The organism is Neisseria sp. P0008.S004, from assembly GCF_051962755.1.
Taxonomy (GTDB): Bacteria; Pseudomonadota; Gammaproteobacteria; order Burkholderiales; family Neisseriaceae; genus Neisseria; species Neisseria subflava_A.
On record NZ_JBQCUZ010000006.1, the window covers coordinates 108,180 to 133,230 of the forward strand.

Genomic DNA, 25,051 nt, shown 5'->3' on the forward strand with positions numbered 1-25,051 from the left:
AAATGACTGATAAAGTTTGGTGTTTTCCAATTTATGCCTAAATTTTAGAAACAAAGGCCGTCTGAAACATTCAGACGGCCTTTGTCATTTTAAATAAGTCCGCAATTTGGTTCTCTACTTATTTTCTCCATTGCTTTCCTTATTTATTCAGACGGCCTTAAACTCTACCCTCTTTTAAGTCCTCTAAAAAATAAAACCGCAAGACTGGCTTGCGGTTTTATTTTCACAACAATCCCGAGGGATTATTCGTCTGAAGCTTCGGTTTCAGAAGTTTCTTGATCGGCTTGCTGCCATTGTTGATGGCGACTGCGGTGGTAGGTCAAACCTGTACCGGCAGGAATCAAACGACCAACAATTACGTTCTCTTTCAAACCACGCAGCTCGTCTTGTTTGCCCATAATAGCGGCCTCTGTCAAGACGCGGGTTGTTTCTTGGAACGATGCCGCTGAAATGAAGCTGTCTGTAGACAAGGAAGCTTTGGTAATACCCAGCAACACATTTTCGTAACGTGCCGGCTCTTTGTCTTCAGCCATGGCTTTTTCATTGGCAAGCATCACATCGCCACGCTCAACTTGTTCGCCGGTAATGAACTCTGTATCACCGGAATCGACAATGTTCACTCGACGCAGCATTTGACGGATGATGACTTCGATGTGTTTATCGGAAATCTTCACACCTTGCAGGCGGTAAACCTCTTGTACCTCTTGAACAATGTAGCGAGCCAATGCTTCGATACCTTGCAGACGCAGAATGTCGTGTGGATCTACGGCACCGTCTACGATGGTTTCACCGCGGTTTACCACTTGACCATCGTGTACCAGAATCTGTTTCTCTTTAGAAATCAGGGTTTCGTATGCTACACCGTCTACGTCGGTAATAATCAGGCGCTGTTTACCTTTGGTTTCTTTACCGAAGGAAACGGTACCGGTAATTTCAGCCAACATACCTGCATCTTTCGGCACGCGTGCTTCAAACAATTCGGCTACGCGTGGCAGACCACCGGTAATATCGCGGGTTTTAGAAGACGCTTGTGGAATACGCGCCAACACATCACCCTTACCGACTTCCTGACCTTCACGAATGGTAATCACCGCACCGACCGGGAATGCCATAGAAACTGGGGTAGTCGTACCAGGAATGCAAATTTCCAGACCATTTTCATCCAACAGTTTGACAGTCGGACGCAACAGTTTAGAAGCACTAGAGGAACGACGTTTGCCGTCAATCACTACCAAAGTAGACAAACCAGTTACATCGTCGGTCTGTTTCGCAACGGTAACACCCTCTTCCACGTTTTCGAATTTCACCATACCTGCATGTTCGGTGATCATCGGACGGGTATGCGGATCCCAAGTTGCCAAGGTTTGACCAGCTTTAATGGCTTCGCCGTCTTGTACCAGCAGGATTGCACCGTAAGGTACTTTGTGACGTTCACGTTCGCGACCGATATCGTCGTGAATCACTACTTCACAAGAACGGCCAATGACAACCAACTCGCCTTTGTTGTTGGCAACATAACGCATTTGACTGCTGAAACGTGCTGTACCATTGGATTTAGCTTCTACTTGGCTGGCTGCCGCCGCACGAGATGCCGCACCACCAATGTGGAACGTACGCATGGTCAGCTGAGTACCTGGCTCACCAATGGATTGTGCAGCAATCACACCTACAGCTTCACCAGCGTTAACCAGTTTACCGCGCGCCAAGTCGCGGCCATAACAGTGTGCACACAAACCATGACGGGTTTTACAAGTAATTGGCGTACGGACTTTAACCTCGTCAACACCAGATTGGTCAATGATATCGACTAATTTCTCAGTCAGCAATGTACCTGCCTCAACCAATGTTTCTCCTGTTGAAGGATCAACAACATCTGATGCTGTAACACGGCCTAAAATACGATCGCGCAACGCTTCAATTACGTCACCGCCTTGTACTACTGCTTTCATGACAAAGCCGTCTGAAGTACCGCAATCGTCTTCAACAACCACCAAGTCTTGGGTTACGTCTACCAAACGACGGGTCAAGTAACCGGAGTTTGCAGTTTTCAACGCGGTATCCGCCAAACCCTTACGCGCACCGTGGGTCGCAATAAAGTATTGCAATACGGTCAGGCCTTCGCGGAAGTTAGAGGTAATAGGCGTTTCAATAATCGAGCCGTCAGGTTTTGCCATCAAACCACGCATACCGGACAACTGTTTAATCTGAGCTGCAGAACCACGGGCACCAGAGTCGGCCATCATGTAAATAGAGTTGAAGGACTCTTGATCAACTTCGTTGCCGTCACGGTCGATGACTTTTTGTTTGGACAGGTTGTCCATCATCGCTTTAGCGATCTTATCGCCGGCACGACCCCAAATATCGACCACTTTGTTGTAACGTTCACCGTTGGTTACCAAACCTTGACGGTATTGATCTTCGATTTCTTTAACTTCGGCATTAGCCTCGGCCAGCAAAGCTGCTTTTTCTTTCGGAATTTCCATATCGTCAACCGCAATGGAAATTCCGCCTTTAGCCGCAAAACCGAAACCGGTGTACATCAAGTGGTCGGCGAAAATAACTGTGTCACGCAGGCCGCACAGACGGAATGATGCGTTAATCAGTTTAGAAATTTCTTTTTTCTTCAGCGCTTTGTTGATGTACTCGAACGGCAGGCCTTTAGGCAAGATTTCGCTCAACAATGCACGGCCGACAGTTGTTTCGTAACGGTTAACAACAGGCTCAAACTCACCTGCTTCGTTTTTCACCCATTCACGCAGACGTACGGTAATTTTCGTACCCAGTTCAACCTGTTTGGTATGGTATGCACGATGCACTTCTTTCACATCGGCAAACAGGCTGCCTTCGCCTTTGGCATTGATACGGTCGCGGGTCATGTAGTACAGACCCAATACGATATCTTGAGAAGGTACGATGATTGGTTCGCCGTTGGCTGGAGACAATACGTTGTTTGAAGCCAGCATCAGCGTGCGTGCTTCCATTTGTGCTTCCAAGCTCAATGGAACGTGTACAGCCATTTGGTCACCGTCAAAGTCGGCGTTAAATGCGGCACACACCAATGGGTGCAACTGAATCGCTTTACCTTCGATCAGGATAGGTTCGAACGCTTGAATACCCAAACGGTGCAGGGTTGGCGCACGGTTCAGCATAATCGGATGTTCGCGGATCACTTCTTCCAAGATATCCCATACTTCAGGTACTTCTTGTTCTACCAATTTTTTCGCAGCTTTAACGGTAGAAGCCAAACCTTGTTTTTCCAATTTGTGGAAAATAAATGGTTTGAACAGTTCCAACGCCATTTTTTTCGGCAGACCACATTGGTGCAGACGCAGGTATGGGCCTACGGTAATCACGGAACGACCGGAGTAGTCCACACGTTTACCCAGCAGGTTTTGACGGAAGCGGCCGCCTTTACCTTTAATCATATCTGCCAATGATTTCAGCGGACGTTTGTTGGCACCAGTCATGGCTTTACCGCGGCGGCCGTTATCCAACAGAGAGTCAACTGCTTCTTGCAACATACGTTTTTCGTTACGAACGATGATGTCAGGCGCATGCAATTCCAACAGACGTTTCAGACGGTTGTTACGGTTGATAACACGACGGTACAAATCGTTCAAATCGGAAGTGGCAAAACGACCGCCATCCAATGGAACCAACGGACGCAAATCAGGCGGCAATACCGGCAGCACATCCATAATCATCCATTCCAGTTTCATACCGGAACGGTGGAAGGCTTCCAATACTTTCAAACGTTTGGCGATTTTTTTGATTTTGGTGTCAGAACCGGTAGATTCCAGCTCTTGACGCAAAATTTCGATCTCGCCGGTAATATCCAAGGTACGCAGCAATTCACGGATACCTTCTGCACCCATTTTGGCATCGAAGTCGTCGCCGTATTCGTCCAGTTTGTTGTAGTAATCGTCCTCAGTCAGTAATTGACGACGTTGCAACGGAGTCATACCGGGATCGGTTACCACAAATGCTTCAAAGTACAATACGCGTTCGATATCGCGCAAAGTCATGTCCAATACCATACCCAAGCGGGAAGGCAGGGATTTCAAGAACCAAATGTGGGCAACAGGTGCAGCCAATTCAATGTGGCCCATGCGTTCGCGGCGTACTTTAGACAGGGTCACTTCTACGCCACATTTTTCACAGGTTACGCCTTTAAATTTCAAGCGTTTGTATTTACCGCACAAACATTCATAGTCCTTGACAGGGCCAAAGATTTTGGCGCAGAACAAACCGTCGCGCTCAGGTTTGAACGTACGGTAGTTGATGGTTTCAGGTTTTTTAACTTCGCCATAAGACCATGAGCGGATGGTTTCGGGAGAGGCAATACCGATTTTGATGGCATCAAACTCTTCTTCCATGCCGGCAGTTTGCAACGGATTAAATAAGTTCAACAAATTCATTTTTGCTCCTTGAAGGAAGTATTTTTACCGCATGGCGGATTTTCGATATTGTGAAACGGTACTTTTGATTTCAGACGGCCTAAATGCCGATTGCTTCATTCTTATTCTGAAACCGCTTTTTCAGACGACCTTGAAAGGCCGTCTGAAAACTTCTGTTTAGTAACGTTCCAAATCGATATCCAAGCCCAGTGAGCGAATCTCTTTAACCAATACGTTGAAGGATTCAGGCATACCGGCATCGATTTTGTGTTCGCCTTTGACGATGTTTTCGTACATTTTGGTACGGCCGTTCACGTCGTCAGACTTCACAGTCAGCATCTCTTGCAGCGTGTATGCCGCGCCGTATGCTTCCAATGCCCAAACCTCCATCTCACCGAAACGTTGGCCACCGAACTGAGCTTTACCGCCCAGAGGCTGCTGGGTAACCAGACTGTATGGACCGGTAGAACGGGCGTGCATTTTTTCGTCAACCAAGTGGTGCAGTTTCAGATAGTGCATCACACCGACTGTAACCTTGCGGTCAAATGCTTCGCCTGAACGGCCGTCATACAGCGTGATTTGAGTTTTACTGTCATTGAAGCCCAGTTTCTCAACCTCAGGATCTTCGCTTGGGTAAGCCAAGTTCAACATTTCGCGGATTTCAGACTCTTTCGCACCATCGAATACAGGAGAGGCGAAAGATGCACCTTTACGCAGGTTGGAAGCCAATTCGATGATTTCTTCATCTGTCAGGCTGTCCAAATCTTCTTTCTTACCGCTACCGTTGTAGAGTTTGTTCAAGAATTCACGCAGCTCGCTGGCTTTGCGTTGCTCTTTCAGCATTCGGTCGATGCGTTCGCCGATACCTTTTGCCGCCCAACCCAAGTGAACTTCCAAAATCTGACCGATGTTCATACGGGAAGGTACGCCCAATGGGTTCAGTACGATGTCTACCGGACGGCCGTCAGCCATGTAAGGCATGTCTTCCACTGGCAGAATGCGTGATACCACGCCTTTGTTACCGTGGCGACCCGCCATTTTGTCACCGGCTTGCAGACGGCGTTTGATGGCGATAAATACTTTCACCATTTTTTGTACGCCTGGTTGCAGCTCATCGCCTTGGGTCAGTTTTTTCTTCTTGATCTCATACAACTCATCCGCTTCTTCGCGTTTTTGTTTCAGGCTCAATTTAATCAGTTCCAACTGTTTGGCCAAATCTTCGTCAGCCAGACGGATGTCAAACCAATCATGTTTGCTGGACAGGCTTGCCAAATATTCGGTAGTAATTTCGCTGCCTTTAGCCAGCTTCATCGGACCACCATTGGCTTTTTGACCAACAATCATACGCTCGATACGGTCGAATGCGTCATTATCGAAAATACGTAATTGATCGCCCAAATCTTGACGGTAACGTTTCAATTCAGAATCAATAATGGATTGAGCACGTTTGTCGCGTTGGATACCTTCACGAGTAAAGACTTGAACGTCGATAACGGTACCGCTCATGCCGGTAGGCATACGCAATGAAGTATCTTTTACATCAGATGCTTTTTCACCGAAGATGGCACGCAGCAGTTTTTCTTCAGGAGTCAGTTGGGTTTCGCCTTTAGGTGTTACTTTACCTACCAAGACGTCACCTGCTTCTACTTCTGCACCGATATACACGATACCGGATTCATCCAAACGGTTTTGCATACGCTCAGACAAGTTCGGAATATCGCGGGTAATGTCTTCCGCACCCAGTTTAGTGTCACGTGCGACAACGTTCAGCTCTTCAATGTGAATCGAAGTATAGCGGTCGTCTGCAGCCACTTTTTCTGAAATCAGAATCGAGTCTTCGTAGTTGTAACCGTTCCATGGCATGAAGGCGATGGTCATGTTTTGACCCAAAGCCAACTCGCCCAAGTCGGTAGATGCACCGTCGGCCACCAAGTCACCACGTTGCAACACATCGCCTGCTTTTACGGCCGGACGTTGGTTGATGTTGGTAGATTGGTTAGAACGAGTGAATTTAACCAAGTTATAAATATCGACACCCACTTCACCGGCAGTCGCTTCATCATCATGAACACGAACCACAACGCGGTTTGCATCTACATACTCAACCACACCACCACGGCGGGCAACGATTGCAGTTGCAGAGTCAACGGCAACAGAGCGCTCGATACCGGTACCAACCATCGGTTTTTCAGGGCGCAGACACGGTACGGCCTGACGTTGCATGTTGGCACCCATCAATGCACGGTTCGCGTCATCATGTTCCAAGAATGGAATCAGAGATGCTGCAACGGATACCACTTGACCGGTTGCCACGTCCATATATTGAACGCGGTCAGGCGTTGCCATAATGGTTTCGCCTTTTTCACGACAAGTGACCAAGTCGCCAATCAAATTACCATCTTTGTCCAAATCGGCATTTGCCTGTGCAATCACATAACGACCTTCTTCGATAGCAGACAAGTAGTCGATTTCTTCAGTTACTTTGCCATCGACAACACGGCGGTAAGGAGTTTCCAAGAAACCATAATCATTGGTACGCGCATAAACGGATAATGAGTTGATCAAACCAATGTTTGGACCCTCAGGTGTTTCAATAGGACATACACGGCCATAGTGGGTCGGATGTACGTCTCGCACCTCAAAGCCTGCACGTTCGCGAGTCAAACCGCCCGGGCCCAATGCAGATACACGGCGTTTATGGGTAACTTCAGACAATGGGTTGGTCTGATCCATAAATTGGCTCAATTGGCTGGAGCCGAAGAATTCTTTAATCGCAGCAGAAACAGGTTTCGCATTGATCAAGTCATGCGGCATCAAGTTCTCAGATTCTGCTTGGTTCAAACGCTCTTTAACTGCACGTTCTACACGAGCCAAACCGCTGCGGAATTGGTTTTCAGTCAACTCACCCACAGAACGAACACGACGATTACCCAAGTGGTCAATATCATCTACTTCGCCATGACCGTTACGCAGTTCAACCAATGTAGCAATGGAAGCAACGATGTCTTCAACACTCAGAACGTAACCGCCTTTTTCAGCTGCTCCGGCCAAAGTTTCATTCAGCAAACGGCCATACCAAGAGTTTTGTTGTGCTTCAGACAATTTTTGCTCGTATGTGCGCGTATTAAATTTCATACGACCTACGCGAGACAAATCATAGCTGTCTTCACTGAAGAACAAGCGGTTGAAGAGCTGCTCAACAGCTTCTTCGGTAGGCGGTTCGCCAGGACGCATCATGCGGTAAATCGCAACGCGTGCAGCCTGCTGATCAGCAGTTTCGTCTGTACGCAGAGTGCTGGAGATGTAACCGCCTTGATCCAATTCATTGATATAAAGGGTCGTAATTTCTTTTACGCCATGGATATCAAGCTTGGCCAACAGTTCTTCTGTAATTTCATCGTTAGCAGAAGCCAATACTTCGCCGGTTTCCGGATCAATCAGGTCAGCAGCCAATGCTTTACCCAACAGGCTTTCTGGCTCTACATCCAGACGAGTCAAGCCTGCATTGGTAATATCACGGATATTTTTCGCAGTAATGCGTTTACCTTTGGCGACCAGTACATTGCCTTCTTTATCCAAGATATCAACTTTGGCAGTTTCACCTTTCAGACGGCCTGCAACCAGATCAGTTTGAACACCGTTTGAAGACAAATAGAAAGTTTCTTTATCGTAGAAAATATCCAAGATTTGTTCATTGTTGTAGCCCAAAGCTTTCAACAAAATCGTAACCGGCATTTTACGGCGACGGTCGATACGGAAATACAGCAAATCTTTTGGATCAAATTCGAAATCCAACCATGAACCACGGTAAGGAATAATACGAGCAGAGAACAACAGCTTACCGGAAGAATGTGTTTTACCACGGTCATGCTCAAAGAACACACCAGGAGAACGGTGCAGCTGGGAAACAATCACGCGCTCAGTACCATTGATAACAAAAGAGCCACTTGGCGTCATCAATGGGATTTCGCCCATATACACTTCGTTTTCACGAACTTCTTTTACTGTCGGCTTAGATGCTTCTTTATCCAAAATCACCAAACGGATACGAGCACGCAATGGGGCCGCATAAGTAATGCCGCGCAATTGGCATTCAGGAATATCGAACAAAGGCTCGCCCAATGTGTAATGCACAAACTCCAAGCGCGCATAACCATTATGGCTCACAATCGGGAAAATAGAATTAAATGCCGCTTGCAGACCATCATCAGTACGTTGGTCAAAAGCATTTTCCAGCTGCAAAAATTTCGCATAAGAATCAATTTGGGTTGCCAGCAGGAAAGGAACATCTAAGACATTCTCTCGCTTTGCAAAACTCTTACGGATACGTTTTTTCTCGGTAAACGAATAGCTCATATACACTCCGAAAAGCAATTTTAAATAATAGGCCGTCTGAAACAACGGCATGCATCAATCTGATATTTACATTTATTTGCAATGATTTTATAAAGGCTATGCAAATAAATGTAAACAATGCCTGATGCTTATTTTAAGAAGCAAAATAAGGCTGGCAGAAAACTGCCAGCCTTCATAGGAAGCATCAAATTATTTGATTTCGACTTTAGCGCCGGCTTCTTCCAGTTGTTTTTGGATGTCTTCAGCTTCAGCTTTAGAAACACCTTCTTTCAGAGTTTTAGGTGCACCGTCAACGATGTCTTTAGCTTCTTTCAGACCCAAGCCAGTGAGAGCGCGGACAACTTTAATCACGCCAACTTTTTGATCACCGGCAGAAGCCAATACTACGTCAAATTCAGTTTTCTCTTCAGCAGCAGCTGCACCAGCACCTGCAGGACCTGCAACTGCAACTGCAGCAGCAGAAACGCCAAATTTTTCTTCAAAAGCTTTAACCAAATCGTTCAATTCCATTACGGTCAAAGAACCAACGGCTTCCAAAATGTCTTCTTTAGTAATAGCCATGCTATTTATACTCCAAATATTGTATTAAAAAATAATTGATTAAATGAAACAAAATCGATTAAGCGGCTTCTTCGCCAGCTTTTTTCTCTGCCAAAGCAGCCAAACCACGTGCAAGGCCTGATACGGGAGCTTGCATAACGAACAACAGTTTGGACAACAGCTCTTCGCGGCTTGGAATAGAGGCCAACTCAGCAACCTGAGCAGCATCCATTACTTCGCCATTGTAAGAACCGGCTTTAACGATAATTTTGTCATCTTTTTTCGCGAATTGGTGCAGCACTTTAGCAGCAGCAACAGCATCTTCAGAAGCAGCATAAACCAATGGACCAACCATTTGATCGGCCAAATCTGCGAATGAAGTACCTTCTACTGCGCGACGAGCCAGAGTATTTTTCAGAACACGCAAGTAAACGCCTTCTTTACGTGCATTTGCACGAAGCTCAGTCATGCTGGAAACACTGATACCGCGATATTCAGCGACTACAAGAGTTTGAGCGTTAGCAATTGCTGCGCTAATTTCCTCTACGGCCACTTTCTTGGTTTCAATATTGAGACTCAAGGTCTACCTCCCACTGTTTATAAACAGGATACCGAAATGATATCCCACCAGCGCGGTAACCTAAAAAGACATCTTACAAGCAATCTTGCAATGTGTTTCAGGACTACCGTCTGCGTAGGGCAGTTACGATTAAATCTTACGATCCCTACGGTCTTGGACATCTACTTAATTTTAAGTAGCCCAAATCCAGGCAATCCAGAAAACTGGATCACCTGAAAATTTCTTAGTTGTTCACGCTTGCAGTATCAACGCGAACACCCAAACCCATAGTGCTGGATACAGCAACTTTTTTCAGGTACTGACCTTTAGCAGCAGCAGGTTTGGCTTTAACGATAGCATCCAGCAACGCATTGAAGTTCTCTTTCAAGTCAGCTTCAGCGAAAGAAGCACGACCGATAGTTGCATGAACGATACCGGCTTTATCTGTACGGTATTGTACTTGACCTGCTTTTGCATTTTTAACTGCTTCAGCAACGTTAGGAGTAACAGTACCTACTTTAGGGTTTGGCATCAGACCACGAGGACCCAAGATGGTACCCAATTGACCAACGATACGCATTGCATCAGGAGAAGCAATAACAACGTCAAAGTTCAGATTACCAGCTTTGATTTCAGCAGCCAGATCTTCAAAACCGACAATATCTGCACCAGCTTCTTTAGCAGCATCTGCATTTGCACCTTGAGTAAACACAGCTACGCGAGTTGTTTTACCGGTACCTTTAGGCAGAACGACTGAACCACGGATAACTTGGTCAGATTTACGAGGATCAACACCCAAGTTGAAAGATACATCAACAGACTCGTCAAATTTAGCAGTAGCAGCTTTTTTAACCAAAGCAATTGCTTCATCGATTGCGTACAGTTTGTTAGCTTCAACAGAAGAGCGCAGAGCTTTCAAGCGTTTAGATACTTTAGCCATTATACAACACCCTCCACATCCAAGCCCATTGAGCGAGCAGAGCCGGCGATAGTACGAACAGCCGCATCCAAATCAGCAGCAGTCAAATCAGGCTCTTTAGTTTTAGCAATTTCTTCCAACTGAGCGCGGGTCAATTTACCCACTTTGTTAGTCAGAGGATTAGAACTACCTTTTTGCAGACCAGCAGCTTTTTTCAACAAGATAGAAGCTGGTGGGGTTTTCATCACAAATGTGAATGATTTATCTGCAAATGCGGTGATCACGACTGGAATTGGCAAACCAGGTTCCATACCTTGGGTTGCAGCATTAAATGCTTTACAGAATTCCATGATGTTCAAACCACGCTGACCCAAAGCAGGACCAACTGGGGGAGATGGATTGGCTTTACCTGCAGGAATTTGCAGTTTGATGTAGCCGATAATTTTCTTTGCCACTTAAGGACTCCTAAAAACGGGTATAACGCGGAACCATTCCGCTTCCCAAACAGAATTTGCGATTATATCTGCTTAAAAAAAAATTTTCAAGCGAATTAAACCACTTAAATCTTTTCAACCTGACCGAACTCTAATTCAACCGGTGTTTCCCGACCAAAAATTTGAACTGAAACACGCAGTCTATTACGCTCGTAGTTAACTTCATCAACAATTCCATTGAAATCAGCAAATGGACCTTCATTCACACGAACCTGCTGACCCACTTCGAATTCAACTTTTGGTTTTGGCTTCTCAACACCTGTTTTGGCTTGTTGCAAAATAGCATCTGCATCTTTTTGAGAAATTGGGATTGGACGATTTCCGCTACCACCTACAAAGCCATTTACTCGAGGGGTACTCTTAACCAAATGCCATGAATCATCGGTCATTTCCATTTCAACCAGCACATAGCCTGGATAGAATTTACGCTCACTGATGGTTTTTCGGCCATTCTTGATGTCTACCACTTCCTCTACAGGAACGAGAATCTGACCGAAATATTCTTCCATGTTTTCACGAGTAATACGCTCTTTCAATGTTTTTTGAACATTTTTCTCGAAACCGGAATAGGCCTGTACCACATACCAACGCTTTGACATCTTTACCCTTTCCTATTTAATAAAACATCAAAAAACAACCATGAAATAATTGTATCTGCCGCATAAATGAAGGCTGCTAAAACTGCAACGAAGATAATCACAAATACAGTCATTTTAACCGCTTCATCACGACTCGGCCAAACTACCTTCTTAAACTCAGTCCAAGAGCTCTTAAAATATGCAAACAGACCTTCTTTCTTTTCAGGAGCCGGCTTATTACTTACCACAACTTCCTTTTTCTGATGGCCTTCTTTGCGTCCAGACGGATGTTCTGTCATCTTTACTCACTTATCAATACCCCACCCGCCTTCATTTTAGATAGCGGCATTGATCCATTAATTAATTCCAAATAATCTTAGAACTTAAGTACAAAAAAATTAACCGGCACAAGGCCGGTTAATTTTTTATTTGGCAGGCCAAGAGGGTCTCGAACCCCCAACCCTCGGTTTTGGAGACCGATACTCTACCAATTGAGCTATTGGCCTCTAAACTTAAGCGATTACAGAAGAAACCACACCCGCACCTACGGTACGACCACCTTCGCGAATCGCAAAGCGCAGACCTTCTTCCATAGCGATTGGCGCAATCAGTTCTACAGTAATGGTTACGTTCTCACCTGGCATTACCATTTCTACGCCTTCTTCCAAAGTAACTGCACCAGTTACGTCAGTAGTACGGAAGTAGAATTGTGGACGGTAGTTAGCGAAGAATGGAGTGTGACGACCACCCTCTTCTTTGCTCAGTACGTATACTTCTGCTTTGAACTTGGTGTGAGGAGTGATAGTACCTGGTTTAGCCAATACTTGACCACGCTCTACGTCTTCACGTTTAGTACCACGCAGCAATACGCCTACGTTGTCACCCGCTTGACCTTCGTCCAGCAGTTTGCGGAACATTTCAACGCCGGTGCAAGTGGTTTTTTGGGTTTCTTTCAAACCTACGATTTCGATCTCGTCACCAACGTGGATGATACCGCGCTCTACACGACCGGTTACTACTGTACCACGGCCGGAGATAGAGAATACGTCTTCGATAGGCAACAAGAAAGGTTTGTCCACAGCACGCTCAGGTGTTGGGATGTAGCTGTCCAAGGCAGCAGCCAATTCGAAGATTTTTTCTTCGTAAGCAGCATCACCTTCCAAAGCTTTCAGTGCAGAACCTTGTACGATTGGGCAGTCGTCGCCAGGGAAGTCGTAGCTTGACAACAAGTCACGGATTTCCATTTCAACCAGTTCCAACAGCTCGGCATCGTCAACCATGTCGCATTTGTTCATGAATACGATGATGTAAGGTACACCTACTTGGCGAGCCAACAGGATGTGTTCGCGAGTTTGAGGCATAGGACCGTCAGCGGCAGAACATACCAAGATCGCGCCGTCCATTTGGGCAGCACCGGTAATCATGTTTTTAACGTAGTCGGCGTGGCCCGGGCAGTCTACGTGTGCGTAGTGACGGGTTTCAGTTTCGTATTCTACGTGTGAGGTATTAATGGTAATACCACGAGCTTTTTCTTCAGGAGCGTTGTCGATTTGGTCGTAAGCTTTTGCAGCGCCACCGAATTTTTTAGCCAAAATAGTAGTCAAAGCAGCAGTCAGAGTGGTTTTACCATGGTCAACGTGACCGATGGTGCCAACGTTTACGTGCGGTTTGCTACGTTCAAATTTTTCCTTAGCCATGGCAATATCCTATAATCTAAGCTTTTTGAAAATAAAGGGTAATAATGAGATGGTGCCCATGGGCAGATTTGAACTGCCGACCTCTCCCTTACCAAGGGAGTGCTCTACCCCTGAGCTACATGGGCGAAATTGTTTGGAGCGGGTGAAGGGAATCGAACCCTCACCGTAAGCTTGGAAGGCTTCTGCTCTACCATTGAGCTACACCCGCATACTCACTTTTTGCTCCAAGTAAGAATTTTTGGTGGAGGGAGAAGGATTCGAACCTTCGAAGCTCGCGCAACAGATTTACAGTCTGCCCCCTTTGACCGCTCGGGAATCCCTCCAAAAGAGAACGCTAGTTTATTGGCAACTCAGATTTCCGTCAAGATTTTTTTTCATTTATTTCTTTAAAAACATCCAAGTTTTTGCTTTTAAACACTATTTATTTAAACTGAATGATTTTTTCGTACTTAGCCATCAGTTCTTCGTGCGTTTCAGGATGCTCTTCATCGATCAAGATACAGTCGACAGGACATACCTGTTGGCACTGAGGCTCATCGTAATGGCCTACACATTGCGTACACAAATTTGGATTGATTTCGTAAATTTCTTCACCTTGCGAAATGGCATCATTAGGGCATTCCGGTTCGCACACATCGCAGTTAATGCACTCATCTGTAATAAAGAGCGACATTTCTATTTCCTTTTTTCTTAAATTATCAAAACCGATTGGGCGCGGATTATAGCACAAATGACGTCGGAACAATCCGTTTAAAAGAATGTTTTACACCTTGGGAATGATTCTCAAATTCTATACTATTCAGCAACTTGCGAATAGAGCGATAATTCAAACCTACTCATTCCCGCCTTTCCTTCCCGATAAATTTCCAGCCAATCCGGTTTTTCAGGCAACTTCCCTGCTTCAATATAGACCATTGCCCCATTTTTCAAGTGGCTTTGCAATCGGATAAACAGATTTTGCCAATCTTCCCATGCAAACGGCGGATCAAGAAACACAACATCAAATTTTTCAGACGGCCTTGTCAGATAAGCCATGCCGTCTGAACACACAATTTCCACCTGTTTCAAACCTAATTCACAGATATTTTTCTGAAGCGTTTGAACAGTTTGGCGGTGGTTATCGACCATTAGCACTTTTGCCGCATTACGAGAAGCAGCCTCCATTCCTAAAGCACCGCTACCGCTGAATAAATCTAATACCGTTTTGCCGGTTAAATCCTGACCCAACCAATTAAATAGTTTTTCACGCACGCTGTCAGGCGTCGGGCGCAGACCATCTGCAGATAAAAATGTTAGCTTTCGTCCCCTGCATTGCCCACCGATGATACGTACTTGATTGCTGTGTTTGGAATGTTTGTTGTTTGCCATAATTCTTAAAAGATGCCGAGTTTTCAGACGGCCTTAATTATATAGTGAAACTGCTATCAAGCCGTATTTCACTCTATTCTTTTAGAAACAAAAAGGCCGTCTGCAAATCATTTTTCAGACGGCCTTTACTATTTCATTAACAAATTATTCCTTCGGTGCAGGCGGTTCAATTTGCTCTTTCCAACCACATTCTTTTTGCGGGCAGACTTTCTCCACGCCCCAGCGTTTGGTGGTTTTGATGGTCAAAACCGGCCACGCGCATTTTGGACAGGTTTCTGCAATGGGTGGGTTCCATGTCGCGTAGTTGCAATCCGGATAAGTGCTGCAACTGTAAAACAGTTTGCCGTAGCGGGATTTGCGCTCGACGAGGTTGCCTTTTTTGCATTGTGGGCACTGGACGCCGGTGTCTTTGGGTTTTTCCAGCGGCTCGACGTGTTTGCATTTGGGGTAGTTGGCGCAGCCGATGAATTTGCTGCCGGTGCGGCTGTATTTGTACAACAACCGTCCGCCACATTTGGGGCATTCGCGCCCGTCGAGTTCGGCTTGTTCTGCTTCAGCTTTGGCGATGCGCTCGGCGGCCTCTTCGGCGGTTTCGTTGACGTTGCGCGTGTAGCTGCACTCTGGATAACCAGCGCAGGCGACGAAACGGCCCATTTTGCCAAACTTGATTTGCAGTTTGTGTTCGCCGCATTTGGGGCAGGTTTCGTCGAGTTCCTGCGTGGTGAATTTGGCACGTTCGATACCTTCTTTTTCTTCCACTTGTTTGATAAATGGTTTCCAGAATTTATCCATCACGGGAATCCATTGGCGTTTGCCATTGGCAATCTCGTCAAGCTGGTCTTCGAGTTTGGCGGTAAAGTGGTAATCGACGTATTGGGCGAAGTGTTCGGTCAGGAATTTATTGACGATGTCGCCTGTGTCGGTGGGCATGAAGCGTTTTTGCTCAAGGGTAACGTATTCGCGGTCTTTGAGCGTGGAAATAATACTGGCGTAGGTGGAGGGACGGCCAATGCCGTATTCTTCGAGGGCTTTAACCAGCGTGGCTTCGTTGTAGCGCGGCGGCGGAGTGGTAAAGTGTTGTTCGCCGTAAAGTTTGTCTACAGGCAGTTTGTCGCCTTCGCTCATTTCGGGCAGTTTTTTGCTGTCTTCGCTCTCTTCGTCATCGCTGCTTTCTTCATACACGCTCAAAAAGCCTGCGAAAGTCTGCACTTGTCCGGTTACGCGGAATACGCCCTTACCAACGGTAATATCGACGGTGGTTTGGTCGAATTTGGCGGGCGTCATCTGACAGGCGACGGTGCGCTGCCAAATCATTTGATAGAGTTTGAACTGGTCTGCGCTCAGGAAGGGTTTGACGCTTTCGGGCGTGCGGTACACGGAAGTCGGACGGATGGCTTCGTGCGCTTCTTGGGCGTTTTTGGATTTGGTTTTGTACTGCTTGGCCGAACTTGGCAGATATTCTTTGCCGATTTTGTTTTCGATGTAATGGCGGATTTCGGTTAACGCTTCATCGGCCAAATTCACGCTGTCGGTACGCATATAGGTAATCAGACCGATGGCGCCCTGCCCTACGTCTATACCTTCATAAAGTTGCTGAGCGGTACGCATGGTGCGGTCGGTGGTGAAGCCGAGTTTGCGCACGGCATCCTGCTGCATGGTAGATGTGGTGAACGGCGCGGCGGGATTGCGGCTGCGCTTTTTCTTTTCAATGGCGGTAACGACGGCCTCTTTGCCTTCGAGTTCTTTCAATACGTCGGCTTGCGCGGCTTCGTTCGGCAGGTCGAATTGTTCGAGTTTCGCGCCGTTGTATTGGGCGAGTTTGGCGGTAAACTTGCTGCGGCCTTTGTGGCTGTCGAGATGTACCGTCCAATATTCCTGCGCTTCAAACGCGCGGATTTCATTTTCGCGCTCGCAAATCAGGCGCAAAGCGGGACTTTGTACACGGCCTGCGCTCAAACCGCGTCGGATTTTTTTCCACAACAATGGCGAGAGGTTGAAACCGACCAAATAGTCCAAAGCTCGGCGGGCTTGTTGCGCATCGACCAAGTCCATTTCGATTTCGCGCGGATTGGCGACGGCGTCGAGCACGGCGTTTTTGGTGATTTCGTGGAACACGACACGCTGCGGCTTGATGTTTTTCAGGCCGCGTTTGGATTTGAGGATTTCATAAAGATGCCATGAGATGGCTTCGCCTTCCCTATCCGGGTCGGTTGCGAGGTAGATGTTTTCGGCTTCTTTGGCACCGGCGACGATGGCATCGACGTGTTTGCTGTTGCGGCTGATCAGCTGGTACTTCATGGCAAAGCCGTTGTCGGGATCTACTGCTCCGCTTTTGGGTACCAAGTCGCGGACATGACCGTAAGACGCCAAGATTTCAAAATCACCTCCCAGATATTTTTTCAGGGTTTTGGCTTTGGACGGGGATTCGACGATTAATAGGTTTTTCGCCATTGTTGTTCTCTTTTGGATGTATTGGGTTTATGTTTCAGACGGCCTTTATTATTAAGGCCGTCTGAAACAAGGTTTTAGTGCATCACGTTTTGTCCGGTCAACGCACTCATCAAGTCGTCGCCTATCAGGACGGATAGCTCGCTCTTGTGCATCCATAACACCAGCAATACCAACACTTTGGCGGTATCGAGGGTGATTTCGTCCGATGGAATGTGCATCAGGGCGTGAATGACGATTTCGCGTTGCTCATAAGTAATTGCGTGCTCGGCAACCAAATACTGCATCAAGCCCATGACTTCCTGCGGCAGGTTTTCAGCTTCTTCACGGCAGAATACGCGCAGGGAGTCGCTGTTAAACGGCTCGGCATAGAATTCGGACGTATTGAACAAGACTTCCATCATCATCAATGTATTGCCGATTTCCGTAGCATCAAAACCCGCATCTTCCAAGAGGCGACCCAAATCCTCCGGAGGCGGACAATTGTCGAAATCTTGGAAGTGTTCGATTAAATAGGCAATGACTTCGGTCATGCTGGTTCCTTAAATATAGATAATTTATGCTTTGACACGCTGATAACGGCCGCCCGGTAAGGCGGCAACAATACCGTCAAGTTCGTATTCCAAAAGCTGTGCGTACACGTCTGCCGCTGCCGTATTGGTTTGTTGCGCCAAAATATCGGGGTGTATCGGGTCGTAACCCATTGCTTCCAATAAAGCGCTTGTTGATGGGGCGGCAGATAGGTTTTCAGACGGCCTTTGCGGTTCATCCGCTATTGTTTTTTGTTGCAGATGTTTGGTTCGATCGTTTTTCAGTTTTACCGTCTTATTTATAGAATATGATGGAACAGGCGTATTTTGCAATAGCTGCGGACACTCATGGAGAATATCGTCCAGACATTCCACCAGTTTTGCCCCGTCTTTAATCAGCTTGTGACAGCCTTTGCTGTGCGGATTGTCTATCGAACCGGGCACCGCCATCACTTCGCGCCCCATCTCCGCCGCCAACTTGGCGGTAATCAATGAGCCGGATTCCAATGCCGCTTCAACCACCAAGGTCAGCTGCGATAACGCGGCAATCAGACGGTTGCGGCGCGGAAAGTTGCCTGCAAACGGACGCGTGTCCAAAGGGAACTCGCTGACAATCAATCCTTTTTCAGCAATTTCATAAGCAAGGTTTTTATTGGACGGCGGATAAATGCGGTCTATACCGGTTCCCCAGACGGCGATGGTGCCGCCATCTGCCTGCAATGCCCCCTGATGGGCGGCGGTATCGATACCCGAAGCCATACCCGATACGACGGGAATGCCTTTTTCGCTCAACGCCCTGCCGAAATCTTTGGCAATCCGCATTGCCTGCGGCGTGGCATGGCGGCTGCCGACAATCGCGGCAGAAGATGTGTGCAACAACTCTGCATTGCCGCGTAAAAACAAAACCGGCGGCGCGGTAATACCTTGTGTCAGCATTTCGGGGAAATCATCATCTTGCAGCAGCAACAGACGGCAACCGTCCTGCATTTCCCATTTTAAAGCGGCTTCAGCTGACTGCTGCGCCAAAGCCCGTTTGTCTGCATTACGCCACGACTCGACTGCCTGTTTATGGCGCACCAACGCGGCAATTGTATCTGCCGGCGCATTCAAGGCAGCTTGTGCGCTACCGAATTGCTGCAACAGCACCAAAAAACTTTCTGCGCCGATATAGGGCGTAAATGCCAGTTGCAACCAAGCAAAACGCTCGTTTTCCGTCATCAATCTGTTCCCTTTTCGTAATGTTTTTTCAGACGGCCCGAAGTAAATAAAGGCCGTCTGAATATTTTATTAATATAAAGCTTTAGTTACCCATCACAGTAACTTTCTCAGAACATCATTTTTATCCAATATACGATTAATCAGATATTCATCATCAGGTTTTAAGTTATCCATTAGCTCATCTACAACGGCCATACGGCTACGTAGAAATTTCAAAAGCTCCGGATTTGGGTTTTCTTTATTGTATTCATCATAGCGAGCCTGAACTAAAGACTGCTGACTTTGGCCTAAAATCTCTAAAGCTACTTCATAATCAAAATGTCCTAACATTGGATAACTCCTTTTCAAAAGTACATCTTTACATTAAAGCATATTTACATCTTTATGTTTTAGCCATTACTGCTGCATTTCATTTTGAATTGCCTGAATGACAAAATCTTTCAAAGAAATACCATGTTGAGCACAATAATTTTTCAATTCTTGATGCATCGATTCAGACATAATCAATGTATAGTGTTTTTCCGACTCAGTTGTAATCTGAGCAGTTTTGCCGACTTTCGTATTCTTTCGGCTTAAAAGGCAAAATAACAATGCCGAGCCATATCATTATTTTTATAAAGTATTGCTTGCCTAAGCAAACCGTCAAATGACGATGCCGTCTGAAAAACCTGATGGCTTTCAGACGGCCTCTATTGTGTTTGAACCGATATTGCGCTTATTCTTCGGATTTGTCGGCGCTGCGGCGCGATACGCTGATACCGAGTTGTTTGAGTTTGCGGTAAAGGTGTGTACGCTCCAAACCGACCTTTTGCGCCACGCGGCTCATATTTTGGCCTTCTTGGGCGATGTGGTACTCAAAGTAGCGGCGCTCGACTTCTTCCCTCAATTCGCGCAAAGGCATATTGAAATTGAAGCCACCGATGATTTCTGTCGCCGTCGCGTTTTCCTTCTGACCCAAAGCCACGGCAACAGCCTGATCGTCCACTTCTTTGCCGTCCGATTCCAACATGATGTTTTTCACTGTTTCGGCAAGCTGGTCGTAATTGCCCGGCCAATCGTATTGGCGCAAAACCACCAACGCGCTATCGCTGAATTTTACCGGCTGGATTTTTTGACTTTCGGCCAAATCGGTCATGATGCGGTTGATTAAAAAGACGATATCGTCCGGTTGGCTGCGCAAAGAAGGAACATTGATGCACTCTTTCAACAGCTCCGCCAGTCGGCCGGCAACGACGTCATCAGCGCTCTCACCGCGTTTAAAGCCGCATGAAGCAATCACACGGACATTGTAGCGGTCGGCTTTTTCAAGCAAGAAAGCAATGCCGTTTTGGATATTTTTGCTGTAACGGGCAATATCGCCGACATACAAAATACCGCCCGATGCTTTTTGCAACAACTCCAACGGCGTATCGACAATGTGTTCGACACGGTCGGTTGCCACCCAAGGCGTACCGCTTTTGTGCAGATAGCGGGCGACAATTTCAAACGGCGAGCCTGCCTCACCGGCCAACAACAGCGGGCGATTGTGTTTGGCGGCCGCTTCAATGCTGCCGTTCATTTCTTGAATAACCGGGCTGTTGCCCAGTTTGTCCAAAGTCATGCCGGAGGCCGTCTGAACTTCGCCATGTTTCAAGGCGCGTTCTACCGCAGACAAGAGTTTTTGCAGGGCAATCGGTTTTTCCAGAAAATCGAGCGCGCCGATTTTAGTGGCTTCAACCGCGGTGTCAATGCTGGCATGACCGCTCATCATAACAACAGGCATATTGAGTTGGCCGTTTTTCGCCCACTCTTTCAACAAAGTGATGCCGTCGCAATCGGGCATCCAAATGTCCAGCAACACCATGGCCGGACGCGTTTGATAACGCAATTGGCGCGCTTCTTCGGCATTTTCGGCTAAAGTGACGGTATAGCCTTCGTCTTGAAGGATTTCGGAGAGCAGGTCGCGGATGCCTACTTCATCATCTACAATCAAAATATCACTGCTTCGCATAAGTTTCTGCCATTTCCGGTAAAGCTATTTTGACGCACGCGCCGCCGCTGTTCTGATTGCTCAGGCTGATACGGCCGCCATGCTCCTCAATAATTTTTTTCACAACGGGCAAGCCCAGCCCCGTTCCTGTCGGTTTGTCGGTAACGTACGGCTCAAAAGCATTGTGCAGCATTTCTTTGCTGAAACTTTTACCGTTATTGCAGACGGTCAGGAAAACCTGTCCGCCTTCGCGCCCTGTTTCGACGTTTACTTGAGGCGCTTCGTCCGACTCTGCCGCTTCTGCGGCATTCTTAAATAGGTTATGCAACACTTGGCGCATCGTCGTCGTATCGGCAACAATCGGCAGGGCATCGGCGCTGAGCCGTGCATTAAACTTGCACGCGTCGGCCTCATATAATACCAATACTTCCGACACCAAACCGTTTAAATCTTGTTTTTCTAAATTCAGCGACGGCGCACGTGCATAGTTGCGGAACGCTTCGACCATTTCTTTCAACGCGGCAACCTGTTTGACGATAGTATCGGTTGAACGGCTGAGGATTTGGGCGTCTTGTTCATCAAGTTTATCATGCAATTTCCATGCCAATCTCTCGGCGGAAAGCTGGATAGGCGTGAGCGGATTGCGGATTTCGTGCGCCAACCGTTTCGCCACTTCGCCCCATGCGGCCTCTTTTTGCGCCCGTATCAAGACGGTAATGTCATCAATCACCATCACCACGCCGTTATCGTTGTCTTCCGGCAGAATGGTGGCCTTACCCAACAAGATTCGGGCATCGTCAGGCGCGGCATATTCGACTTGGACGGGTTTGTCGCTGTCGGCGGTTTCATTGATGGCGGCAAACACATCGGCTAACAGGGTTTGCTGCGGCGATTTGCCGTGCCATTGATGCCAGTTGCTACCCCACAAAGACACCAGCGAAACGCCCAAAATCTGTTCGGCAGCCTTGTTAAAGGTTTTCAGACGGCCATCGGCATCCAAAGTAATCACGCCCGTGGTCAAACTTTCCAACACGCATTCCAAATAATGGCGGGCGGCTTCTTCGCGCAAACGGTTGCGCTCGTCCGCCTCTTTGGCAATCGATAATTGCTCGGTCATGTGGTTGAACAACTGGGTCAAACGTCCGAACTCGTCATTGCGGAATACCGGCCGGGTCTGGCTGAAGTCGCCCTGAGCCACCGCCCGCGCGCCCTCTGCCAACGACAATACCGGTGCCACAAAACGGCGGGCAAAATACAAAGCCATCACCAGCGCCAAAAAAATGGCCAACAATGTTGCGACCAACAACGTGGACAGGAAAAAGGTTTGCAGGCCTTTTTTGGTATAACTCAGCTCGGCGTATTTGGCGCGGGCCGCTTCAATCAGCGTCGCGTCTTGGGCAACATCTTTCGGAATCGGCTGCCGAAAAAACAACGCATAATCCTGATTTTTATGCGTACCGATCAGCATCCAGCCTTGAGCATACAGCACGCCGCCGATGTTTTCCAAGCTACGCACCGAGCCGGTCTGCTCCAGTTGCTCCCATCCTTCTTTGTTAAGCTCAGGTTGATTTAGTTTCAAGGGATTGATGCTTTTCTCGGCTTTATGGGTAGTCGCGTTATAAAGCGCCAGCTGGGCAAAGTCGGCAGTAAGCGCGGATTTTGCCAGCGCTTGCCCTAAGTTGCCGTCCAGCGAAGCGGCGCTGATTAAGTCGATCTGCACCGGCGTGGCGTTGCTGACAGCGTTGTCCACCGCCAAGTTCAGCGCGGATTTGCTCAAATTTAAGCTGCGCTCTAGAGCCTCATGGGTATCGTTGCCAAACCAAGAATTAATCGTACCGTTAATAAACTGGGCGGAAATACCGAACAGAAACACGCCCGGCAATACGGCAACCAAAGTAAACATCCCCGACAGCCGACGCGCAATCTGCGAGCCGAACACGCTTTTGCTGTTGTCGCGCATCAAAAGCACGACATAGCGTACCAACACCGCCGCCAACACCAGCAACAGCAAGCCACACAAAGCAACAATCCACCAGAAGTAATCGGACAATACGCTGCTGCTACCCGTTGCAACAGTCAAACCGTATAGCAAAACAACGGAAAATACGGCGGCAATCAGAAGAAAGCGGCGCATGGCTTACTCCTGCGAAACCGACAAGGACTTCCAACCGGAATCCAAATGCCAGTTTTTAGACGTCAGGGCATTGATTTGGAACGGTTTGGGCAGCTTGGCGGTTGTCAGCAGCAGGCGGATTTCAGCCTTCGTATCTTTGGCGGCCACATCACTCAGCGCGCCTTTGGACAAAACCTTCCAATTCGCGACCGCGCCCACTGCGCGCAAGGCAGTTTCAAGCGTGTCGTACTCGGTAGAAAACGTACCGACGGTAACGCGATAACGGTTGGTCAGCGGATGGAAGGACAATTTGTATTGAATCGTGCTGTCGTTGTTGAGCAGCTGGTCGAACTTGAATTTATAAGACGACATGGACGGCGCTGACAGCTGCCAACTCAAATTAAAATGCAGGGGGACGCCCTGTTTGAGTGCTTCTTTAAGCTGGTCGGGCAGGTCGGTGCGGAAACGGCTGCTGACAGAAAGCTGTCCGGCATGGGTCAGCTTTGCCTCGGCACGGGTCGCACTGATGCCCTCGCCCGCCGCATTCAACGACACGGCGAGCAAGAGCGGTACAATCAGCGTTTTACTGCTTTTTAATAAGCGCGTAATAAAAGCCATCTTGATGTTTGTTCGGTAAAAGCACATGCGATTCGATCAACTCGGCATCGGCATGGCGGTTAAGGAATTTTTGCAACTGACCGTCGTTTTCTTCGACAAAGACCGAGCAGGTAGCCAGCAACATCCTGCCGTTTTTCGTCAGGGTCTGCCACAGCGCGTCTAATAATGCTTCCTGTTGGCGTGCGGTTTTGACGGCATCGGTCGGTCGGCGCAGCCATTTGACGTCGGGGTTGCGGCGCGCCACGCCCGAAGCGGTACACGGCACATCGGCCAAAACAGCGTCAAAGGCCTTGCCATCATACCACGCTGTCAAGTCCTGCGCATCGGCACAAGTCAAAGAGGCCGTTTGAAAGCCTAAACGGTCAAGATTGCTCTTCACCCTGTTCAGACGGCCCTCATCTATATCCAAAGCGGTAACATGACAATCTGCCAGTTCCAAGATATGACCCGTCTTACCGCCCGGCGCTGCACAGGCATCGAGAATGCGTTCGCCGTCTTTCGGGTTCAATAAATAGGCAGCACGTTGCGCACCAAAATCCTGCACCGATACCAGGCCGTCTGAAAAACCGGGCAGGCGGCTTACCGGCACGGCTTCTTCCATCATCACGGCGTATTCGTCCAAAGCCCTGGCCGCAATACCTTCCGCAGCCAGTTTTTCCAAATAGCTTTCGGCATTGCCGTGTTGGCGGTTGACGCGCAAAGTCATCGGCGGATGAGATTGCAGCGCAGTGGTAATGTTGTGCCAATGTTTCGGATAATGGTTTCTCAAGTAAGCCACCCACCACAGAGGCAAATTGTGTTTCGCCACATCGTCTTTTTTGCAGGAAGCCGCGAGTTTGTCACGTTCACGTAAAAAGCGGCGCAAAATCGCGTTGGCAAACGAGCGGAACTGGCCGCGGCCGATTTTGGCAATACTTTCCACCGCCTCATTGACCACGGCATGAGGGGCATTACGCGTGTAATGTAGTTGGTACATCGCCGCCAAAAGCAGGCTTTCGAGCTGCGGATTGTCAATCGGCTTCTTCAGCATTTGACCAAGCATGTGCTTCAAACTGCCCAAATAACGTTGGCAACCGTAGGCAATATCCTGCAACGCGCCGTGTTCCTGCGCCGTCAGCTGCGGATGCGCCGCACGGATTTCCGCCAAAACATCCTGAAGATTGCGCCCTTCGGCAACTGCGGCAACGCTGTCGGCGGCCAGTTTTTGGGCGAGGGACATACTCATATTTTTGCTTTCTGATTTATAT

The 25,051-nt window shown here is 47.8% G+C and carries 19 protein-coding genes and 4 tRNA genes; all 23 read right to left on the reverse strand.

The features are described 5' to 3' along the window. Positions 1-242: 242 nt before the first annotated feature. The 23 genes from rpoC to rsmB all read right to left on the reverse strand — a co-directional run bounded on the left by rpoC (position 243) and on the right by rsmB (position 25,029). Positions 243-4,418 (reverse strand): DNA-directed RNA polymerase subunit beta', encoded by a 4,176-nt coding sequence (gene rpoC, locus ACTHSW_RS07990; protein ID WP_070461127.1) that lies wholly within the window; start codon positions 4,416-4,418, stop codon positions 243-245. 156 nt (positions 4,419-4,574) lie between these two features. Further along, positions 4,575-8,753 (reverse strand): DNA-directed RNA polymerase subunit beta, encoded by a 4,179-nt coding sequence (gene rpoB / locus ACTHSW_RS07995; protein ID WP_070461124.1) that lies wholly within the window; start codon positions 8,751-8,753, stop codon positions 4,575-4,577. Between the two features lie 189 nt (positions 8,754-8,942). After that, on the reverse strand, positions 8,943-9,314 hold the full coding sequence (gene rplL / locus ACTHSW_RS08000) for a 50S ribosomal protein L7/L12 (RefSeq protein WP_070583257.1): 372 nt from the start codon (positions 9,312-9,314) through the stop codon (positions 8,943-8,945). Positions 9,315-9,372: 58 nt separating this feature from the next. Beyond that, on the reverse strand, positions 9,373-9,873 hold the full coding sequence (rplJ, locus tag ACTHSW_RS08005; RefSeq protein ID WP_070461120.1) for a 50S ribosomal protein L10: 501 nt from the start codon (positions 9,871-9,873) through the stop codon (positions 9,373-9,375). Between the two features lie 223 nt (positions 9,874-10,096). Beyond that, positions 10,097-10,792 carry a 50S ribosomal protein L1 gene (gene rplA, locus ACTHSW_RS08010; protein WP_003677918.1) on the reverse strand — a complete coding sequence of 232 codons (696 nt, stop codon included), beginning with the start codon at positions 10,790-10,792 and terminating at the stop codon, positions 10,097-10,099. After that, positions 10,792-11,226: a 50S ribosomal protein L11 gene (rplK, locus tag ACTHSW_RS08015; RefSeq protein WP_002220151.1), complete on the reverse strand. Its 435-nt coding sequence runs from the start codon at positions 11,224-11,226 to the stop codon at positions 10,792-10,794. Before rplK ends, rplA begins: the two co-directional genes overlap by 1 nt. Positions 11,227-11,330: 104 nt before the next feature. After that, positions 11,331-11,864 carry a transcription termination/antitermination protein NusG gene (nusG, locus tag ACTHSW_RS08020; RefSeq protein ID WP_070461118.1) on the reverse strand — a complete coding sequence of 178 codons (534 nt, stop codon included), beginning with the start codon at positions 11,862-11,864 and terminating at the stop codon, positions 11,331-11,333. 2 nt (positions 11,865-11,866) lie between these two features. Beyond that, complete coding sequence (gene secE / locus ACTHSW_RS08025; RefSeq protein ID WP_070461116.1) at positions 11,867-12,142, reverse strand: preprotein translocase subunit SecE; 276 nt, start codon at positions 12,140-12,142, stop codon at positions 11,867-11,869. Positions 12,143-12,273: 131 nt separating this feature from the next. Beyond that, positions 12,274-12,349: transfer RNA gene (locus ACTHSW_RS08030), tRNA-Trp, on the reverse strand. Between the two features lie 6 nt (positions 12,350-12,355). Then, a complete protein-coding gene (gene tuf, locus ACTHSW_RS08035) occupies positions 12,356-13,540 on the reverse strand; it encodes an elongation factor Tu (RefSeq protein ID WP_002215366.1) in 1,185 nt (394 codons plus the stop codon). 50 nt (positions 13,541-13,590) lie between these two features. Then, a tRNA-Thr gene (locus ACTHSW_RS08040) sits at positions 13,591-13,665 on the reverse strand. Positions 13,666-13,674: 9 nt separating this feature from the next. Continuing rightward, positions 13,675-13,748: transfer RNA gene (locus tag ACTHSW_RS08045), tRNA-Gly, on the reverse strand. Between the two features lie 31 nt (positions 13,749-13,779). Further along, positions 13,780-13,863 (reverse strand) — tRNA-Tyr (locus tag ACTHSW_RS08050). 98 nt (positions 13,864-13,961) lie between these two features. Beyond that, on the reverse strand, positions 13,962-14,213 hold the full coding sequence (locus ACTHSW_RS08055; protein ID WP_003679513.1) for a YfhL family 4Fe-4S dicluster ferredoxin: 252 nt from the start codon (positions 14,211-14,213) through the stop codon (positions 13,962-13,964). A gap of 122 nt (positions 14,214-14,335) precedes the next feature. Further along, entirely contained in the window at positions 14,336-14,908 is a 573-nt protein-coding gene (rsmD, locus tag ACTHSW_RS08060; protein ID WP_070461210.1) for a 16S rRNA (guanine(966)-N(2))-methyltransferase RsmD, read from the reverse strand. Positions 14,909-15,052: 144 nt separating this feature from the next. Continuing rightward, the gene (gene topA / locus ACTHSW_RS08065; protein WP_070461208.1) at positions 15,053-17,359 is read right to left on the reverse strand and encodes a type I DNA topoisomerase; all 2,307 of its coding nucleotides are present in this window, start codon (positions 17,357-17,359) and stop codon (positions 15,053-15,055) included. A gap of 74 nt (positions 17,360-17,433) precedes the next feature. Further along, positions 17,434-17,889 carry a DUF494 family protein gene (locus tag ACTHSW_RS08070; protein WP_070461207.1) on the reverse strand — a complete coding sequence of 152 codons (456 nt, stop codon included), beginning with the start codon at positions 17,887-17,889 and terminating at the stop codon, positions 17,434-17,436. Positions 17,890-17,913: 24 nt separating this feature from the next. Further along, entirely contained in the window at positions 17,914-19,104 is a 1,191-nt protein-coding gene (gene dprA, locus ACTHSW_RS08075; protein WP_070461205.1) for a DNA-processing protein DprA, read from the reverse strand. A 93-nt stretch (positions 19,105-19,197) separates the two neighbouring features. Then, positions 19,198-19,434 carry a hypothetical protein gene (locus ACTHSW_RS08080; RefSeq protein WP_070461203.1) on the reverse strand — a complete coding sequence of 79 codons (237 nt, stop codon included), beginning with the start codon at positions 19,432-19,434 and terminating at the stop codon, positions 19,198-19,200. Between the two features lie 385 nt (positions 19,435-19,819). Further along, complete coding sequence (locus tag ACTHSW_RS08085) at positions 19,820-21,094, reverse strand: sigma-54-dependent transcriptional regulator (protein ID WP_049331243.1); 1,275 nt, start codon at positions 21,092-21,094, stop codon at positions 19,820-19,822. Further along, positions 21,081-23,207, reverse strand: coding sequence for a sensor histidine kinase (locus ACTHSW_RS08090; protein WP_070461200.1), 2,127 nt, complete (start codon positions 23,205-23,207; stop codon positions 21,081-21,083). The genes ACTHSW_RS08085 and ACTHSW_RS08090 overlap by 14 nt, the downstream gene beginning before the upstream one ends. A gap of 3 nt (positions 23,208-23,210) precedes the next feature. Next, positions 23,211-23,804, reverse strand: coding sequence for a DUF4390 domain-containing protein (locus tag ACTHSW_RS08095; RefSeq protein ID WP_107769527.1), 594 nt, complete (start codon positions 23,802-23,804; stop codon positions 23,211-23,213). Continuing rightward, positions 23,770-25,029, reverse strand: a complete 1,260-nt coding sequence (gene rsmB / locus ACTHSW_RS08100) for a 16S rRNA (cytosine(967)-C(5))-methyltransferase RsmB (RefSeq protein ID WP_070461197.1) — start codon at positions 25,027-25,029, stop codon at positions 23,770-23,772. Before rsmB ends, ACTHSW_RS08095 begins: the two co-directional genes overlap by 35 nt. Positions 25,030-25,051 lie beyond the last annotated feature (22 nt).

What these genes read in the sequence shown, in the direction of transcription:
- tuf (WP_002215366.1), bottom strand. Translation starts at nt 13,540, where the DNA reads ATGGCTAAGGAAAAATTTGAACGTAGCAAACCGCACGTAAACGTTGGC.
- ACTHSW_RS08080 (WP_070461203.1), bottom strand. Translation starts at nt 19,434, where the DNA reads ATGTTAGGACATTTTGATTATGAAGTAGCTTTAGAGATTTTAGGCCAA.
- rpoC (WP_070461127.1), bottom strand. Translation starts at nt 4,418, where the DNA reads ATGAATTTGTTGAACTTATTTAATCCGTTGCAAACTGCCGGCATGGAA.
- rpoB (WP_070461124.1), bottom strand. Translation starts at nt 8,753, where the DNA reads ATGAGCTATTCGTTTACCGAGAAAAAACGTATCCGTAAGAGTTTTGCA.
- rplA (WP_003677918.1), bottom strand. Translation starts at nt 10,792, where the DNA reads ATGGCTAAAGTATCTAAACGCTTGAAAGCTCTGCGCTCTTCTGTTGAA.
- nusG (WP_070461118.1), bottom strand. Translation starts at nt 11,864, where the DNA reads ATGTCAAAGCGTTGGTATGTGGTACAGGCCTATTCCGGTTTCGAGAAA.
- dprA (WP_070461205.1), bottom strand. Translation starts at nt 19,104, where the DNA reads ATGACGGAAAACGAGCGTTTTGCTTGGTTGCAACTGGCATTTACGCCC.
- ACTHSW_RS08090 (WP_070461200.1), bottom strand. Translation starts at nt 23,207, where the DNA reads ATGCGCCGCTTTCTTCTGATTGCCGCCGTATTTTCCGTTGTTTTGCTA.
- ACTHSW_RS08095 (WP_107769527.1), bottom strand. Translation starts at nt 23,804, where the DNA reads ATGGCTTTTATTACGCGCTTATTAAAAAGCAGTAAAACGCTGATTGTA.
- topA (WP_070461208.1), bottom strand. Translation starts at nt 17,359, where the DNA reads ATGGCGAAAAACCTATTAATCGTCGAATCCCCGTCCAAAGCCAAAACC.
- secE (WP_070461116.1), bottom strand. Translation starts at nt 12,142, where the DNA reads ATGACAGAACATCCGTCTGGACGCAAAGAAGGCCATCAGAAAAAGGAA.
- rplL (WP_070583257.1), bottom strand. Translation starts at nt 9,314, where the DNA reads ATGGCTATTACTAAAGAAGACATTTTGGAAGCCGTTGGTTCTTTGACC.
- rsmB (WP_070461197.1), bottom strand. Translation starts at nt 25,029, where the DNA reads ATGAGTATGTCCCTCGCCCAAAAACTGGCCGCCGACAGCGTTGCCGCA.
- ACTHSW_RS08055 (WP_003679513.1), bottom strand. Translation starts at nt 14,213, where the DNA reads ATGTCGCTCTTTATTACAGATGAGTGCATTAACTGCGATGTGTGCGAA.
- ACTHSW_RS08070 (WP_070461207.1), bottom strand. Translation starts at nt 17,889, where the DNA reads ATGACCGAAGTCATTGCCTATTTAATCGAACACTTCCAAGATTTCGAC.
- ACTHSW_RS08085 (WP_049331243.1), bottom strand. Translation starts at nt 21,094, where the DNA reads ATGCGAAGCAGTGATATTTTGATTGTAGATGATGAAGTAGGCATCCGC.
- rsmD (WP_070461210.1), bottom strand. Translation starts at nt 14,908, where the DNA reads ATGGCAAACAACAAACATTCCAAACACAGCAATCAAGTACGTATCATC.